This is a genomic window from Cyclobacterium xiamenense, assembly GCF_900109255.1.
GTDB classification, from domain to species: domain Bacteria; phylum Bacteroidota; class Bacteroidia; order Cytophagales; family Cyclobacteriaceae; genus Cyclobacterium; species Cyclobacterium xiamenense.
This window is the reverse complement of record NZ_FNZH01000001.1, coordinates 361,202-377,540: the sequence shown is the minus strand read 5'-3', so window position 1 is coordinate 377,540 and position 16,339 is coordinate 361,202. Positions and strand designations below refer to the sequence as shown.

Sequence of the window (16,339 nt, the reverse complement as noted above, 5' to 3'; positions counted from 1 at the left end):
GCCGTTGGTCCCATATCCTTCCGCTTTTTGGTAACCATTTCCAAATCACTGCCTACCTCGAACGCCAAAGATCTTTTAACGAACGCCCGTTGATTACCATGACAAAGCGCGCTGGATTCGGCACCAGTGCAATGCGCACGTCTTGCCCGTCAAACTGCTCGGATTCGATGGGCACGCCTTCCATCCCTTGCACATCGTAGGTCACCACACCCCGGGCATCGGGCTGCATAGGGACATACGTATTCGCCAGATAGGCCGAGGGCAAAAGCACGTCGTTGTCTGAAGAAAGCGCTTCGTAAATCTCTTCCAACCGGGCCTCTAATTCCTCTCCGTATTGCTCGTTAAGCGTATCCTCCAGGTCGTGAAGTTCTTCTTCGATATCGTCGTAATCCGGGTCCGCATACGTAATGGTACTCAGACGAATTCGTAACTCCACGATGGTGGAAAGATCCTTATCAAGTTTATCAAAATCCATAAAGACAAAAAGCTGTTTTGCATGTTTTAAAAGATGAAGGTAGAGAATATGAGCGCATATTCCAACAACCGCTTTTAAAAATTCCCGAGGGCAGTAGTCGGCCGCTTATGCTTTTAAAATTTGCCTTCCAAAGTAGGCGGAAATGCATATTAATGTGTATATTTTGGCGTTCAAATATCAACCAAAACGAATTTTTTTTACCCATGAAAGATGCAGCCATCGTCAACAAAGCCCAATCCTGGCTTAGCAGTAATCTGGATGAACGAAGTAAAGAAGAGATCCGCGCTTTGCTGGATGCGGAGGACCCCACGGAATTAATAGACGCTTTTTACCGCGACTTGGAATTTGGAACCGGAGGTTTACGCGGCGTGATGGGAATCGGTTCGAACCGAATGAACGTCTATACCATCGGCATGGCTACTCAAGGCCTGGCAAACTACTTGAAAATGAGCTTTCCCGAGGAGGAAATCAAGGTAGCCATTACCCACGATTCACGAATCAATAATACCCTATTTGCCGAAACCACGGCCAATGTGCTTACCGCCAATGGTATTCGCGTTTGCTATTTCCGGGACATGCGCCCCACCCCCATGCTGTCTTTTGCCATTCGCCATTACCAGTGCAAAAGTGGCGTAATGGTCACCGCTTCGCACAATCCAAAAGAGTACAATGGGTACAAAGTCTATTGGGACGATGGCGGGCAGGTGGTCTCCCCACACGACAAAAATATCATCACGGAAGTGCTAAAAATTAAATCCATCGATGATGTCAATTGGGAAAAAAACGATGAACTGAAAGAATTTATCGAAGAGGATTTTGATCTAATTTACCTCAACGAGGTCAAAAAACTGAGTTTATCTCCTCAGAACAACCTTGTGGCAAAGGACATGACGGTTGTCTTCTCCCCCATTCACGGCGCTTCCGGTAAGATGGTACCGGCAGCGCTAAAGGTTTTTGGGTTTGAAAATATCCACCTGGTCAAAGAACAAATCGAGCCAGATGGTACCTTCCCCACCGTAAAGTATCCCAATCCGGAGGAAGCCGAGGCACTTGACCTATCCATCAAATTGGCCCGGGAGGTAAAGGCAGAACTGGTCCTTGCCTGCGACCCGGATGGAGACCGCTATGCAGCCGTTATTCCCAATGAAAAGGGAGAGTACGAACTCCTGAATGGCAACCAAACCGGTGCCGTGATCATCTATTACCTACTCAACCTTTACCGGGAACAAGGCAGGCTTACAGGCAAGCAGTTTACGGTAAGTACGATCGTTACTACCGACCTACTCGGAGTTATTAGCAAGGATTTTGATGTGGAATATTACGACGTACTTACCGGGTTCAAAAACATCGCTGCTGTTATTCTGGAAAATGAGGGCAAAATGGAATTTATCGCTGGAGGGGAAGAGAGCTACGGGTTTCTGGTTGGAGATTTTGTGCGGGACAAAGACGGCGTCTCTGCCTGCGCAATCGTGGCCGAAATTGTCGCCTACTACCGTCAGCGAGGCATGAACCTCATCGATGTACTGGCGGAAATATATATGAAGTACGGTTTTTATAAAGAATCCCTGATTTCAATTACCAAAAAGGGGAAAGACGGTGCGGAACAGATTCAGGAGTTGATGCGTGGATTCCGGACCAATAAACCCACCTCGATCAACGGTATTCCGGTGGAAAAAATCGTGGATGTTCAGGAAAGCAAGGTCTACTCCATGAAAGATGGAAAAACCCATCCCCTGGATCTGGAAAAATCAAACGTGATTCAGTTTTACCTCGAAGACGGGAGCAAAATATCTGCACGACCTTCGGGAACCGAGCCGAAAATAAAATACTATATTTCAGTAAATGAACCCTTACCGAATCGGGAGGCCTATCGGGCAACGGAAGCTTCCCTGGACAAGAAAATTGAATCCCTGAAACAATTTTTCGGTTAATCCATCCGGTTTCGAGAAGGAACGAAAATGGCCCCGCTAAAAAAATAGCGGGGCATTTTTCATTGGTCAAACGCTGTTACGTTTAAGCTGATTACAGGTTTATCCAAATAGGTGACCAAATTCTCGGTCACAGAGGGTGAAAAAAGCTGTTGCAAGTCGGTCTTACCGTGGGTAATGAGCGCCACGGCATCCACATCGGCTTCCTGAGCAAATTGTATGATGCCCCGCTCCACATTATAGGCGCTGTAGATATGGATTTCGTGAGGGTATAAGCCAAATTTTTGTAGAAATTCTTCCCCTAGCTGCTTGATTTGGGAGTTTTCCATAAAATTGGCCGGGGTATTTACGTACAACAATTCAGGAGTCCCCCCCATAAACCGTATCGTATCCCCAAGGGTCTGAAAGGCTTTTCCTGAGGCTTCCTTAAAGTCGGTGGCCAATACCACCTTACCGAAGGTAAAGGCGCCTTCAGAAGGCTTCACCACAACAACGGGTATGCCGGCTTTTCGCAGTACGGTGTAAGTGTTGGAACCAAGCACATGGGCTTTGAACCCGTACTTTCCATGGGAACCCATGACCACCATGTCAATTTTCTCTGCGGAAATGTACGAGATAAGGCGCTCCTTGCCATCACTAAAATGCAACCATTCACTGGCACGAACACCGGCCTCTTTCAACCGTTCCAAGCGTAAAGACAGTTCTTTCTTTGCTTTCCGGATGATTTCCAGGGTATCCGGATACAGGTTTTCTTGTTCTTTGGTTAATTTCGTCCAGTTTACTGGCGTCAACACCACGTGCGTCAAATAGATCTCGGCATCGTACTTCTGGGCCAATTGCCTGGCAAAATCAAGCGCGGCGTCTGCATACGCCGAGAAATCCGTGGGAACCAATAGCTTTTTCATATCAAGTTGGATTGAAAGGTTTGCACTGATTAATGGCTTAAAGATAACACAGGGGCCGAAAAAAATTACTTACTTCCATCAATCGAAACCATGACAAACGTCATATTTTGTGATTTTACACGCATTTTATGGTAGGTAAGCGGTGTTTACTTGACGGAAATTATTCCTTCTCCTGCTTTTTTCTCGCATACAAGCCAAACAGGTAAGCAGCGATCAGCACACCGCCGCTAATGGCAGGTATGTAGGGATGATTAATCTGTCCGAAAAAATGGAGCATGTATACGCCGGCAGCCAGGAGGCCCACAATCGCTACAGCAATCTGTAGGGTCCGATTCATGGTGATTTAAGGGTAAATTCCACGGATGATCCTCCTTTGGAATGAAAAAAAGAAGCGTTAGTAAACGAAGGAATTGAGAAAGGCTTACGGGCATCGTTGGAAAAACCGTAGGCATCCTTGGGCATCCCAAAGATCGACTTTCGCATCACCCCGTCTTCGTCTGCATCATGAAAAGCGGATGCGGCATAAAAGCCCTCTTTCAACCCAGAAAACAGAAAGATAGCTTTGCCGGCATCGACAGGCGCTGATTTGGAGCGAACGGCCTTTTTGGGCTGGTCAGGAAAACCCGCAGCTGAATCAAAAACCAGCAATTGAATCAATCCCTTGTTTTCACCCGGGATATGGACGGTTATTTGCAAAAACCCATTATTTCCTTCACTAGTAATGACCATAAGCAAGGCAAAAAGCGTACACATTATTCGTTTTCCCATGCTACTAAGGTACGTATTTGATCGATTTTTCCAGTGGTAGTCCAGCAAAAACGAGGAATAAACCGGATGTCTTTTGGATTCCAATACCGGGGCAAAAGCGCCTTCGCTGCTTTCAGGAGGCGTTCGGCACGTAGTTCATCTCCAATCCCTTCTACCACCAGTACCAGCACTTCTCCCAGCCTGGCGTCTGGGATTCCGGTCAGAAAAAAGTTCCTGGACGGGAATAGTTCCTGGACCAGGGGAGCTATTTGCCCAGAAATTTCTTCCGGATACAGTTTGATTCCCCCGGAATTCACCACAAAATCTGCCCTACCCTTCCACAAAAAAGATCGGTCGGAAGTCAATTCTACCACATCATGGGTGACCAGCCAATCCGCTCCGCTCATGGGTGAGTGAACGCACAGCCGATTGCTGCTATCCGTAGCCAGCGTTACTTCCGGAAGTGCCCGGTATTCCAGCGGTCCGGATGCCTTTAAGTCCGCCAGCGCTACATGAGATACCGTTTCCGTCATGCCAAAGGTTTGGTACACGTTACCAGATAATCCCTTAATTCTTTCACGTAAGTCCGGGCCTACCGGGGCTCCGCCGATAATCAATATTTTGATCCGGTTTAGTGCCTCCCGTGCATGGGGATGATCGAAACAAGCGGCAACCTGCATGGGTACCATGGCCACAAAATCAAGGCTTTCCTGCTGCATATTCTCGAGTGGATTGGCTACCGGCGGTACTACCTGCAGGACGCCTTCCCATTCTAGCCCACGAAGCAACATCATTTTTCCCGCGATCTTCTCTGTATCCAGGCAACACAACAGGCTGCTTCCCTTTTCTATTTCGAAAAATCGACGGGTAGCATGGACGCTGGCCAGCATTTGCTCGCGCGTCACGGAAATCTCCTTGGGGGAACCCGTTGAGCCGGAGGTACGAACACGAAACGAGTCGGTACCCTCCAACCACTGCCGGCAAAAACCAAACGCCTGCTCAAATTCTGGTTTCAGGCCTCTGCGATCCCCTGTTTTGATTGCCTCGGATGTAAAAGATGTGTCACCAAAAATTACCATTGCTACTTTTTTTGTAAAATAACTAAAAAATAAACCTATTGATCGGACTGCGGAAGGGATTCTTTCTGAAAATTCACATTTGACTGCTATCTTGCAGGTAAAAACTTGCTAACAATGATGGATTGGAAGACCGTAAAAGACTACAAAGACATAACCTATAAAAAATGTGAGGGCGTGGCCCGAATTGCCTTCAACCGACCAGAGGTACGGAATGCATTTCGACCGCAAACGACCAGTGAGCTGTACGAAGCCTTTTTGGATGCACGGGAAGATACCCGTATTGGTGTGGTTCTCTTGTCGGCAGAGGGCCCTTCTCCCAAAGACGGCGTGTATTCTTTTTGCAGCGGCGGTGATCAAAAGGCCCGTGGAAAACAGGGATATGTGGGAGAAGATGGCATGCATCGCTTAAACATCCTGGAAGTGCAGCGGTTGATTCGCTTTATGCCTAAGGTGGTCATTGCAGTGGTCCCCGGCTGGGCCGTTGGTGGCGGACACAGCCTGCACGTGGTCTGTGACCTCAGCCTGGCCAGCAAGGAACACGCCCTATTCAAACAAACCGATGCGGATGTAACCAGTTTTGACGGGGGCTATGGTTCCGCTTATCTGGCGAAAATGGTTGGGCAAAAACGGGCACGAGAGATATTTTTTCTGGGGAGAAGCTACACGGCTCAGGAAGCCTACGACATGGGAATGGTCAACGCGGTGTATCCACACAAAGAATTGGAAGACCGGGCTTTTGAATGGGCGCAGGAGATTCTCGCCAAATCCCCCACTTCCATCAAAATGCTTAAATTTGCGTTCAATCTTACTGACGATGGGATGGTAGGGCAGCAGGTGTTTGCCGGGGAAGCAACCCGCCTTGCCTACATGACGGACGAAGCCAAGGAAGGAAGGGATGCCTTTTTGGAAAAACGAAAACCAAACTTTAAGCACATTAAATGGATTCCCTAAAGCGCTAGGTGGGAATCCGTGCAGTTTTTCGCTGGGTATAAACCGGATAGCTGCTTTCTGCAGTGGGGTTTTCTTTTTACGGCCCCGATACCCTCTCCGACGGGACCCCTTGGGTTAAACCTCTGCTAGATCGGACAGGTTTTGGGCTTTGTGATGTTTATTACATACTTCTACTGGTTTTTTCGTCTTCTTTATTTGATTATTAACCAATAAAACCAATGAAGAACTATAAAATTTTAATCGTAGGAGGTGGCACGGCCGGAATCATGGTGGCAGCCAGACTAAAACGCGCAGACAAGCAGCTGCAGATGGCTATCATCGAACCCTCCGAAAAGCATTACTACCAGCCTGCATGGACCCTGGTCGGCGCAGGTACCTTTGATATGGAGAAAACGATACGGGATGAAGCGCAATACATTCCGGAGGGCGTTGACTGGATCAAGGATGCGGCTACTTCCATTGATCCGGAAAACAAAGTAGTGGGCACCCAATCTTCCGGGCAATTTAGCTACGACTACCTCGTGGTAGCGCCGGGGCTGGTAATGAATCTGGATGGGATCGAAGGATTGCGGGAAAGCCTTGGAAAAGATGGGGTATGTTCCAACTACGTGGATCCGGAATATACCTGGGAAGTGCTGCAGAATTTTAAGGGTGGCAATGCCGTATTTACCCAACCCGCCACGCCTATCAAATGCGGCGGGGCGCCTCAAAAAATCATGTACCTGGCCGAAGATTATTTACGAAAAAATGGGTTGCGGGACAAGTCAAACGTGATTTTTGCCACTCCGGGAACCGTCATTTTCGGTGTCAAGGCATTTGCAGATACGCTGAATAAGATTATACAAGAGCGGGATATTTTCTTTAAGCCGTTTTATACACCGGTCAAAATTGATTCTAAAAACAAAAAGATACACTTCAAGTATTCCCAATCCGGTATTAATAGTTGCGTGGGAACCGAAGATAGCAGCATTCGCGAAGAGATCGTGGGAGAAACAGAGATTGTTATGCCCTACGATATGCTGCACCTGGCCCCACCCCAGGAGGCCCCACGATTCATCCAGGATTCCCCGATAGCACACCAGGACGGGCCCTCCAAGGGATGGGTAAAGGTGGATATCAACACCATGCAGCATTTAGACTATCCGGATATTTTCGCCCTGGGAGATGTGGCAGCCCTGCCCACGGCAAAAACCGGAGCGGCCATTCGCAAACAAGCCCCGGTGGTTGCCGAAAACCTGCTCCATCTAATCAAAAACAACAAATTGGGAGAAAAGATCTACGAGGGGTATTCCAGTTGTCCTTTGGTTACCGGCTATGGAAAAATGGTATTGGCTGAGTTTAAATACGACAATGTTCGGGACAGCGATCCGCTATTAAGCAAGCTTTTCGATACGTCAAAAGAGTTGTATCCCATGTGGCTTCTAAAAAAATACGGCTTGCCTTACCTTTATTGGAACCGGATGCTCAAAGGGAAAATGTAATTTAGTTGGAACCCCAAAAAACCTGATACCCTTCAGGTTTTTTTGCTTAATTCGACTAATAAGTTGATAATCCGTGGATCGGTTTGTACTTTTAGGTTCATTTGGACCAAAATCAAACCCATTTATGGATTTTAATTTAACGGCTTACGGGATTAACGTGCCGGATATTTTTCGTAATAGTGCGTCTGCCATTTTATACGAGTCGGCATTACGGCTGGAAAAAGGGTCCGCAATTTCCAACAAGGGGGCACTGATGGTATATTCCGGTAACAAAACCGGTAGAAGTCCCAAAGATAAGCGCGTTGTCCGGCATCCCACGTCGGAAAAAAACATTGACTGGGGTGCCGTGAATTACGAGATGGATGAACATACCTTTCTTGTGAACCGAGAGCGGGCCATCGATTATTTGAATACCCGGGATCACCTGTATGTAGTGGATGCCTTTGCCGGATGGGAACCCAAATACCGCCTGAAAATACGGATTATTTGTACCCGGGCCTATCATGCCTTGTTTATGCAAAACATGCTGATTATGCCCAATAGCGAAGAGCTGGCATCTTTTGGAGAGCCGGATTACATCGTTTTCAATGCGGGTAGCTTTCCAGCCAACCACTTTACTACCAACATGACCTCCAAAACCAGCATCGGACTTAGCCTCGAGCGGAAAGAAATGGTCATTTTGGGTACGGAGTATGCAGGAGAAATGAAGAAAGGCGTGTTTTCTATCATGAACTACCTGATGCCGATGAAGGATGTACTGCCCATGCACTGTTCGGCAAATGTAGGCGAGTCAGGAGACGTATCCTTATTGTTCGGCCTATCGGGAACCGGTAAGACCACCTTAAGTGCCGATCCAAAACGCAGGTTAATCGGCGATGACGAGCATTGCTGGCATGAGGAAGGCGTTTTTAACATCGAAGGCGGCTGCTATGCCAAAGCCATTGATCTAAGTGCGGAAAACGAACCGGACATATTCAACGCCATCCGGTATGGCACCGTGTTGGAAAATGTGGTCTACGATCCGAAAACCCGAGAGGTAGACTACAGCGATACCTCCATTACTCAAAACACCCGGGCTTCCTACCCGATCGAATTTATTGACAACACTCAAATCCCCTGCACCGCAGGACACCCCAAAAATATTATTTTTCTCACCTGCGATGCCTTCGGTGTGTTGCCACCCGTGAGCAAACTCAGTCCCGAGCAGGCCAGTTACCATTTTATTTCGGGCTATACGGCAAAAGTAGCCGGTACAGAAATGGGCGTCAAAGAACCACAGGCCACCTTTAGTGCCTGTTTTGGGGCAGCCTTTATGATGTGGCACCCGAATACCTACGCAAAACTCCTGGCGCAGAAAATGAAAGACCACCAGGTAAATGCCTGGCTTGTAAATACCGGTTGGAGTGGTGGGGATTATGGGTCCGGTGCCCGAATCAAACTCCGCTACACACGGGCAATCCTGGATGCCATTCACAACGACGACTTCAAAGACGTAGCTACCCATGAGGAGAAAGAATTTGGCTTAACCATACCGCTGTCCTGCCCTGGTGTGCCAGCGGAACTATTGGTACCGGAAAACACCTGGGATGACGCAGATAAATTCCGTGACGTAAAAACCAAACTGGTTCGTCTTTTCAACGAAAACTTCAAGCAATTTGAAAAGCAGGTTGATGCGGCGATCACGAATGCCGGCCCTCGGTGAAGCGACCATGGATAAAGTCAAGGTATACCTGCTTTTGGTTTTGATTGGCGGCTGCATTTCCCTGAGTTGTCAAACCAAAAACAACGAATTGCTTGACTACTCCAGCGTGGAATTGGACAATTCGGCGCTAGTCAATTTTGAAAATTGTGCTTCTGAGGTTGCATTCATTCCCCTGGTAGCACCAAAAGATAGCCTCATTAACCTGTCTTGTCGCGTATTCGAATTGGTCGTAACGGATAAAATCTATTACGCCAACAAATGCGTTAACGACCTATCCATTCATTCCTTTGATTTAGCGGGCAATCACTTGAAAAGCTGGAATAGAAAAGGAGACGGTCCCGGAGAATATCCGTCCCTTCACGGCATGATTGTGGAAAAAGACGATCTCTATATCAATACCGGAAGAGGAACGCTTCTCAAGTACCAGCTACCCCAATTTGACCTGAAGCAAGAAATCACGCTGGGCGACTATGGTTTTGTTCCCACGGTTTCACTACTATCTCCCGAAAACTTTTTGATCGCATCAGAACCGGTTAGAAATGTCGGGAATCAGGTATTTCATGCCGTGAATGTAGAAACAAAAACGTCGAAAACCCTTCCGATCGCTACCTTGCCTTACAGCGGCGAGCTTAACCCCGGAATGATCACAAAAATGCAAAACGGCCATTTATTGAGTTTCGGGCTAAGCGACACCATTTATCAATTCATCGATGACTCGGTTTCTACCTTTATCCACCTCAATTTTGGCGAAAAAGGCATGCTACCCGCTGACTTTGAACTGAGCGGTGAAGCATTTATGGAAAACGTCCTGCTCTCTCAAAACTATGCCTTCAATACTGGGCAAATTGACTTCACCGAGGGGGTTACAAAGGTCCTGGTCTACGGGATTGAAAGAAGCCCCAACTTCTCAAGTGAAGACCTTATCACCTTTCCCTTTTTCGAGGTATTCATCCATCGGGATACCGGTAAGAAAAAAATTACAAAGTCGCTATTGGGTTTCCGCAATCAAAGCTATTCAAAAGATGGCTACTTCTACCAGGTGATGCAGCCGTCCGATTGGCAACGGGCGTTGGATATCGGCTATTTCGGCAGCCACGAAAACAAACTCCTTGAGACGGTTGAGCAATTAACAGACCGGGAGGATCCGATAATCGTAACCTACAAAGTCGTGTTTTAATCGATGACTAGCCGAGCGAAACCTGGTAAAAAAGCCAGCTGTACCGGACTAAAAGGAAATGGTGGTTTTCCGGAAATGGCCTTATATTGCCAAAAAAATAGGGAAGCCAGGTCCGTTTGGAGACTCCGACAGAGCCGGCTCAGCCGCCGGTAAATTTCAGGTAAGTCCGTGGTCTGCTCAAAAGTGAATAGGTAGTGAAATCAACAAATGACAATCAAAAAACCCATGCTTACATGAACAAAAAAATCACTTTCTTTCTGCTCCTTCTTTTGGGAGTATCGGGCAATACTTCCACGTTTTTTGCGGTGGCTCAATCCATGGCAAATGAATTATACAAAGTAGCAGGCACCGATAGCCTGGAGATGGAAATCTACTTCCCGGAAAACCCGGCAGATTCCCAACCGGCCATTGTATTTTTTTTTGGTGGGGGCTGGAATGGAGGAAGCCTGCATCAGTTCAAACCCCACGCGGAACACTTTGCCAAAAAGGGACTGGTAACTGTACTTGCCGACTACCGGGTTCGCTCCCGGCATCAGACAAGCCCCTTTGACGCTCTGGAAGATGCCAAGTCTACGATCCGATACCTGAAAATGCATGCGGAACGACTGAAAATCGACAGTAGCCGAATCATTGCCTCGGGTGGATCGGCAGGAGGCCATCTAGCTGCAGCCACGGCACTTATTCCCGGTTTCAACGCTCCGGCGGATCCACCAATCAGTCCCAAACCGGCGGCACTGCTGCTGTTTAATCCGGTCATTGACAATGGGCCGGGAGGCTACGGCTACGAACGCATCGGCCCGCGTTACCCGGAATTTTCTCCCCTGCACAACCTGGCTGAGGGTGCCCCTCCCACGCTGTTTTTCCTGGGAACCCGTGATCGATTGATTCCCGTTATCACGGCACAATACTACGCCATGGTCATGGAAAAAGTGGGAAGTGATTGTCAATTGATCCTGTATGAAGGCGAGGAACATGGGTTTTTTAATTACCGAAATCGCGAAATTTACGAGAAGACCGTGAAAGAAACTGAAGATTTTCTGGTTGCCCAGGGCTTCTTACCAGCAGGCAGGTGACACCGGGCTCTGTCCAATGGCATGCTGTTGCCAGCTGGTATGCCAAGACAGGCTCTCTGGAAAATAGAAAAAGCCGCTGCATGCATTGCAACGGCTTTTTTCATGAATTTTTTTGATCAATAGCCGGAATTTTGATCGGCATTGGATAAGGCGGAATTGTTGTCAATTTCCACCAATGGGATGGGCAATACGTCGTTCCTGGATTGGAAGGCGGGAATTGGCTCGGATGGAAGGGTTCCTTGTCTCCTCCATCGCCGGATATCCCGGTTTCTAATCTGTTCGCCTGCCAACTCCACCCGGCGCTCGTGCATGATGGCCAGCCGCATTTCTTCCCGGCTACCGGTTGGATACTGGACCGTCGGGTACGGAGGCATGTCCACATCTGCCCTCGCTCGTACCTGGTTGATATACGGCAAAGCAGCTGCGGGTCCGGATGTCTCGTTTTCCACCTCAGCCATCATCAGCAGCACATCCGCATAGCGGATCACCCGGAAATTAATACCGGAGTTGGTGTCTTCGTTTTCTCGCTTGTAAATGGCCTGGTACTTTCTCCAGCTGGGACGATCGGTCGCACCCTGTACTTTATCTGCGGTCAAAACGCTTTGCCCGTTATTGTACGTATCTCCAATTCGGAAGAACGTATACCTTCCTCTGGGATCGTCCTTTTCGGCACCGTTTTCCACCGTTTCGTACGCTTCCACCAGGCTGATGGAAGGGATGACGTTCCTCCAGGCAGTGGGTCCGTATTCCTGACCACGGAACGTTACCTCTGCGATGTTGTTTCCATCACCGCTCCAGCCACCCGCATTACCGAATTCTTCCGAAAACTGCACCTCCCATACGGATTCGGAATTGTTTTCATTTTCTGCTTCAAAGTTATCCAAATAGCGATCGACCAATGCATACTCGTTGGAATTGATGACCGCTTCCAGGAAGGGACGTGCTTCCGCAAAGTTCCCGCGGAATAAATGTGCCTTGGCAGCCAATGCCTGTGCGGCTCCGCGAGTAGCCCTACCGATGTCTTCCGAGGCATACTCGCTTTTCAATGGCAGGCGAGAAATAGCCTCCGCAAGATCGGCAAAGATAGTCTGGTATACTTCTCCCTCCGAGGTCCGGGGTAAGCCATCCGGCGACTCGGCGGAAGAGGTCATCAATGGGATTGGACCCCACAAACTCACCAATTCAAAATTAGCCAATGCCCGGAGAAAATAGGCTTCCCCCAAAATTCTATTTCGAAGACCATCCGTAATCTCTTCTACCGCCTTGTCGGCATTTTCCAAAACCAGGTTTGCCCGGTGAACCACGCGAAACCAACCCCGCCAATTGGCCGTGACCAGGGGATTCGATGCATCGAACACATGATTGAGAACCTGGGCCCGGGGAGCTTCCAATTGGGGTCCACCCGTATCACAGTCGTCAGAGAGGAGGTCTTGCAGGAAGAAGTATTCGCGGTTGTACAAATTATTTGCCTGTAGTCCCGCATAGACTGAATTGACCGCCGCTTCCAATTGCGGACCGGAGCGGTAAAAGGTTTCAATACCCAACTGATTGGGGTTTACCGGTTCCAACTTTTCCTCATCGCAGGAAACCATTCCTACAAAGAGGGCTATAAACATGCTTATATATTTCGTTTTCATGGTTTTCGTATCTTGTAAGTGGAATCAAAAGGTAAGTTGTACACCTGCCATCAGGGTTCGTGCAGCCGGGAACTGCCCGTAATCAATACCGGTACCCAGGGTAGAATCCACGCCTGTGCGCACGGCAATCTCCGGATCGTAACCGGAATAATTGGTCAGGGTCAACAAATTCTGACTGGAAAGGTATAGCCGTAGGGAGGAGATGGTACCTCGACTAAACGATTCGAGAGCTGCCCCCGGAATGGTGTACCCAAGAGAAAGGTTCTTTATCCGGAAATACGACCCGTCCTCTATCCAGCGCGAACTGGCCCGGGCGTTTCGGTTGGGATCACCGGAAACCGCTCGGGGGATATCGGTATCGGGACGTTCCGGCGTCCAACGATCCAACACCTGGGTACCGGCATTAAACAACCGGGTCATGCCTTCGGTATGAAAACGCAACAAGTTGAAAATTTCATTTCCCTGGACGCCCTGCATGAAGACGTTCAGGTCGAAATTTTTGTAATTGGCTAAAAAATTTACTCCATACGTGAAGTCGGGAAGGTAATGCCCCAAAAACGTTCGGTCCGCATCTGAGATAGTGCCATCTCCATTTACATCCACAAAGCGAATGTCGCCAGGTGACGCATTTGGCTGCATGCTGGTATCTTCACCCTGCTGAAAGATACCGTCCGTTTGCCAGCCATAGAAATACGCAATGGGTTGCCCCTCTTCGGTAAAAGTCATCTGATCCCCCTGAAAACCGGGTCCAAAGATGGTATTGCCCGTGCCCAGAGAAGTCAATTCGTTGTCGACAAAACCTATATTTCCATCCACGGAGAATTGAAAGGCGCCGGAGTACTTTCGGTAACCGGCCGTAAATTCCAGCCCTCTGTTGGACACGTTTCCAACATTGGCTACCGGTGCCCCGTCATATCCCAGTGAGGGGGGAATTGGCACGCCCAGGATCATTCCCTCCGTGGTGTTATCAAACCACTCTGCAGAAAGGCTAAACCGGTCGTTGAACAATCCCAGGTCCAGGCCAATGTTCCGCATGATGGTGGTCTCCCATCGCAAATCGGCATTGGCCAGGGAGGAAATCGTACTTCCTCCCTGTAGCGAACCGGCAAAGTTGTAAAAGAAGTTACTGTTGATGGTCCCCTGATACACGTAATCGCCGATGCGGTCGTTTCCGGTCTCTCCGTAGCTTGCGCGAAGTTTGAGGTCGCTGACCGCAGGAAGGGCCTGCATGAATCCCTCTTCGCTAATCCTCCAACCCAGCGATAAGGAAGGGAACGTACCCCACTTATTGGCCGGACCAAATCGGGAACCACCGTCTCGTCGAACAGAGGCACTAATCAGGTATTTTTGTGCGTAGTCGTAGTTAATCCGACCGATGTAGCTTATCAACGCATATTCGGTTTGATTTCCGCTGGTGGTTTGATTTTGTACTCCTTGCAACACCCGCACGTCGTTGGTCAGGAAATTTTGCCCGGAACCCTGCAGGCCAGTTTGTTTAAAGGTCTGTTGCTCAAGTACCGCAAGCGCATCGATGGAATGATCTCCAATAGTCTTGCTATAGGAAAGTTGGTTGCTGATCAGAGGGGACACAAACGTAGACCTGTTTTGCTGGATGGATGCAAAAGGCTGGAAATTAAAATCTCCCGCATCAAACCGCGGCGTATATTGATCCTGCGTGCCCAGGCCTATATCCAAACCGACCAGAAACTTGTAGGAAAGGCCGTCGTAAATATCCACATCGATATAGCCGGTACCCAGAATTTTAAAATCTTGCTGGCGGTTGGTACGCAATTCGGCATTAAGCACCGGATTTTCCGGATCGGAACCGTCCACTCGGTCCGGGGAACGGAAGCCTCCCAGCCTGCTGGCATCCCTGACCGGAATATACGGCACCTGCTTGACAATGTGTTCGATTTGGCTTCTACCACCGGAAAACGGTTCGTTGTCCCGGTCCGAATAGGCGAGGGTTAACGTCTGCCCGATGCTGATGCGGTCGTTGATTTTAAAATCGGTATTACTTCGGAAAGAAACCCGTTTGAAACCCGTTCCCCGCATGATACCCTCCTGCTGGAAATAACCGACCGACACATTGTACAAGACGCTTTCGGTACCTCCACTGATCGCCACATTGTGATCTTGTATGGGCGCCGAGCGAAACATCGCTGCCTGCCAGTCGGTATCCACATTGGCAAACTCCCCGAGGTTATCAAAACGCTGCGGGGCAGGCTCCCCCCCATTGGCCAATAAATCCCTGCCAAAATCCAGGTACTGCTCCCGGTTGAGTAAATCCAATTGCTTCCAGGCTGTTTGGGTGCCATAATAGGAATCTACAGACACCCGGGGGGCACCCTGCTTTCCTTTCTTGGTGGTCACCAATACGACACCATTCGCCGCCCTTGACCCGTAAATGGCCGCGGCCGAAGCGTCTTTCAATACCTCTATGGACTCGATATCCGCCGGATTGATCTGATTCAGGCCTCCAGCAGGTACCCCATCGATTACATACAAGGGATCGTTGTTTCCGACTGTCCCGATACCCCGTACCCGGACGATGGGGTTGCTCCCCGGAGCTCCCGAGTTGGTCACGCTTACCCCGGCTGCCCTGCCCTGAATGGCGGAGGCGAGGTTAGGAACCGGCAGGGCACGAATTTGCTCGCTGCTTACCGAAGAAATGGCCCCGGTAACCTTGGCGCGTTCCTGTGTACCGTAGCCAACCACCACCACTTCTGAAAGTGCAGAGAGCTCTGGCTGCATGGCCACATCCAGGCTGCTCGAATTCCCAACCCGAATCTCTTGTACTTCAAAACCGATAAACGAGAAAGCCAAAACGGCATCGGCAGAAGGCACTTGAATGCTGTACTTTCCTTCAATGTCGGTAGCCGTTCCGACCGAACTTCCTTTCACTAAAATGTTTACGCCTGGAAGGGTTTCGCCGGAATCGGCAGAGGTTACGGTCCCGGTGACGGTCCGTTGCTGGGCAAACAGTTGATTGCCACTACCCAGCATACTGCCGACCCAAAAGAGGGACAGTAATGAGCGAAGCAGGGTCTGTCTAACCCTGCGTTTGATAAGGTGTTTCATAGATTACAAAATTAGGTTTATAGGTAATTGAATTAAAACGATCTTAAAAAGCCAAGCCCAACGCACATGTTAACCGTACTGACGGAAAACGGCACTTTAGGTA

General features: G+C 49.0%; 13 protein-coding genes. 6 read left to right on the top strand and 7 right to left on the bottom strand.

The genetic code is table 11. The annotated features are described in order from the left end of the window. Positions 1–52: 52 nt before the first annotated feature. Positions 53–475 (bottom strand): hypothetical protein, encoded by a 423-nt coding sequence (locus BMW71_RS01280; RefSeq protein ID WP_092168370.1) that lies wholly within the window; start codon positions 473–475, stop codon positions 53–55. Between the two features lie 203 nt (positions 476–678). Here BMW71_RS01280 and BMW71_RS01275 point away from each other — a divergent pair, with 203 nt between their 5' ends. After that, the gene (locus BMW71_RS01275) at positions 679–2,406 is read left to right on the top strand and encodes a phospho-sugar mutase (RefSeq protein WP_092170130.1); all 1,728 of its coding nucleotides are present in this window, start codon (positions 679–681) and stop codon (positions 2,404–2,406) included. Between the two features lie 59 nt (positions 2,407–2,465). Here the strand turns inward: BMW71_RS01275 and BMW71_RS01270 are convergent, their stop codons facing one another. The 4 genes from BMW71_RS01270 to BMW71_RS01260 all read right to left on the bottom strand — a co-directional run bounded on the left by BMW71_RS01270 (position 2,466) and on the right by BMW71_RS01260 (position 5,134). Further along, positions 2,466–3,308, bottom strand: a complete 843-nt coding sequence (locus BMW71_RS01270; RefSeq protein WP_092168367.1) for a universal stress protein — start codon at positions 3,306–3,308, stop codon at positions 2,466–2,468. Positions 3,309–3,468: 160 nt separating this feature from the next. Next, the gene (locus BMW71_RS23640; protein ID WP_177179548.1) at positions 3,469–3,645 is read right to left on the bottom strand and encodes a hypothetical protein; all 177 of its coding nucleotides are present in this window, start codon (positions 3,643–3,645) and stop codon (positions 3,469–3,471) included. Next, positions 3,642–4,076, bottom strand: coding sequence for a DUF2141 domain-containing protein (locus BMW71_RS01265; protein WP_092168364.1), 435 nt, complete (start codon positions 4,074–4,076; stop codon positions 3,642–3,644). Before BMW71_RS01265 ends, BMW71_RS23640 begins: the two co-directional genes overlap by 4 nt. Further along, complete coding sequence (locus BMW71_RS01260) at positions 4,061–5,134, bottom strand: AMP-binding protein (protein ID WP_092168361.1); 1,074 nt, start codon at positions 5,132–5,134, stop codon at positions 4,061–4,063. The genes BMW71_RS01265 and BMW71_RS01260 overlap by 16 nt, the downstream gene beginning before the upstream one ends. Positions 5,135–5,251: 117 nt before the next feature. Here BMW71_RS01260 and BMW71_RS01255 point away from each other — a divergent pair, with 117 nt between their 5' ends. From BMW71_RS01255 to BMW71_RS01235, 5 genes are all read left to right on the top strand, one after another. Continuing rightward, on the top strand, positions 5,252–6,085 hold the full coding sequence (locus BMW71_RS01255) for a 1,4-dihydroxy-2-naphthoyl-CoA synthase (protein ID WP_092170127.1): 834 nt from the start codon (positions 5,252–5,254) through the stop codon (positions 6,083–6,085). Positions 6,086–6,303: 218 nt separating this feature from the next. After that, on the top strand, positions 6,304–7,566 hold the full coding sequence (locus BMW71_RS01250; protein ID WP_092168359.1) for an NAD(P)/FAD-dependent oxidoreductase: 1,263 nt from the start codon (positions 6,304–6,306) through the stop codon (positions 7,564–7,566). Positions 7,567–7,690: 124 nt separating this feature from the next. Then, positions 7,691–9,268, top strand: coding sequence for a phosphoenolpyruvate carboxykinase (ATP) (pckA, locus tag BMW71_RS01245; RefSeq protein ID WP_092168356.1), 1,578 nt, complete (start codon positions 7,691–7,693; stop codon positions 9,266–9,268). Continuing rightward, entirely contained in the window at positions 9,237–10,445 is a 1,209-nt protein-coding gene (locus BMW71_RS01240; RefSeq protein WP_092168353.1) for a 6-bladed beta-propeller, read from the top strand. Before pckA ends, BMW71_RS01240 begins: the two co-directional genes overlap by 32 nt. A gap of 233 nt (positions 10,446–10,678) precedes the next feature. Beyond that, entirely contained in the window at positions 10,679–11,518 is an 840-nt protein-coding gene (locus tag BMW71_RS01235; protein WP_143057520.1) for an alpha/beta hydrolase, read from the top strand. Positions 11,519–11,634: 116 nt separating this feature from the next. On the opposite strand, the gene BMW71_RS01230 is transcribed toward BMW71_RS01235, so the two are convergent. Then, entirely contained in the window at positions 11,635–13,155 is a 1,521-nt protein-coding gene (locus BMW71_RS01230) for a RagB/SusD family nutrient uptake outer membrane protein (protein WP_092168350.1), read from the bottom strand. A gap of 24 nt (positions 13,156–13,179) precedes the next feature. Continuing rightward, positions 13,180–16,236: a SusC/RagA family TonB-linked outer membrane protein gene (locus BMW71_RS01225; RefSeq protein ID WP_092168347.1), complete on the bottom strand. Its 3,057-nt coding sequence runs from the start codon at positions 16,234–16,236 to the stop codon at positions 13,180–13,182. Positions 16,237–16,339 lie beyond the last annotated feature (103 nt).